A 1235-nucleotide genomic window follows, 5' to 3' on the forward strand; every position below is an offset into this window, starting at 1 on the left:
CGGTGGTGGTATGAGGTCGTGGCGGTCAGACGAGAGTCTGAGTGTCCGACCGAAACTGAGGTTGGGACGAGATTCGACTTGTCGAATCCGCACGACCCCAGCCATGACTTATACCACGTGTTATGCCGTCGTGTTTTTATTTTGTTTTTCAATAATCTTATGTATTCTTGGTTGTAAAATCCATATTCCAATTGGGTAAAACCAAATTAGAAAAAAGTCTCCTAAGTATTCCGAAACTTTTGCACTTTCGCTTAATTCGGCAGACTTTAGAGTCTTTGCTGCGAAAATCATAGCATAGAATGTGAATACCATTGCAGCAATATGCATTGGCATTACAACCCATCCATTTGTAAGCATATAATAAATTGCAAATACAAAATATGCTAATGGGTAAAAAATAGACAACTTGAATACTAATAATTTAAACTTATTTGTCTTCATTTTATCGGTTTGCAACTTTGTCCCAATTGACCAAAGCCAAATGTAAATAGGTATTCCTAGTAGGACTGACATCCAAAACACATATGAACTATTTTTAGTGAGCATCGTTGACTACCATTTTGTTAATATTCGGTTGTATTATCCAGACTCCAATTGGAAAAAATAATAGTAAGAAAAAGTCGCCAGCAAAATCAGAAAATGATACTTCTCTCTGCAATTCAACAGTTTTATATGTTTTTGCGACATAATAAAATGAATAAAGGAATCCGAATATGGAGAGAATGTGCAATGGGAAAATAATAGCAAAAGAAATACCCATCATTAATCCGTTTACCTCTCCATTTGATTTTTCTACACTGTCAAATAATAAATCAAATAATTTGAAAGCAACTGGCATGTATATCATTGGTATTAAAAGAAATATTTTAAATTTCTTTGTTTTCATTTTTATTCCTGTCGGAATATTTTCCCTTAGTCCGATTGCAATTGACCATAACCAACCGAATAATCCAAGAAAGAAAACAACAATGATAAATGGAGTAAAATCCATTATTTTATCTTGGTCATTGTTCGTAATTGTCATAGCCAAGAATTGTAAAGAATATGGAATTATAAAAATTGCTATAAAAATTTGCCAGTGTTTTGCTTTTAAAAATTTCTCTATCATTTTATGTGTTTTTTCGGTTTTTCAACATGCGGCATAACGGTGGTGGTATGAGGTCGTGGCGGTCAGACGAGAGTCTGACCAGTCCGACCGAAACTGAGGTTGGGACGAGATTCGACTTGTCGAATCC

2 protein-coding genes are annotated in these 1235 nt (G+C 34.7%); both read right to left on the bottom strand.

What is annotated here, in order from left to right; genetic code table 11:
- Positions 1-120 precede the first annotated feature (120 nt).
- Positions 121-441, bottom strand: a complete 321-nt coding sequence (locus tag K5G00_RS29370; protein ID WP_238770191.1) for a hypothetical protein — start codon at positions 439-441, stop codon at positions 121-123.
- 94 nt (positions 442-535) lie between these two features.
- Positions 536-1108 carry a hypothetical protein gene (locus K5G00_RS29375; protein WP_238770193.1) on the bottom strand — a complete coding sequence of 191 codons (573 nt, stop codon included), beginning with the start codon at positions 1106-1108 and terminating at the stop codon, positions 536-538.
- Positions 1109-1235 lie beyond the last annotated feature (127 nt).

This window comes from Maribellus maritimus, from assembly GCF_022267315.1.
Taxonomy (GTDB): Bacteria; Bacteroidota; Bacteroidia; order Bacteroidales; family Prolixibacteraceae; genus Draconibacterium; species Draconibacterium maritimum.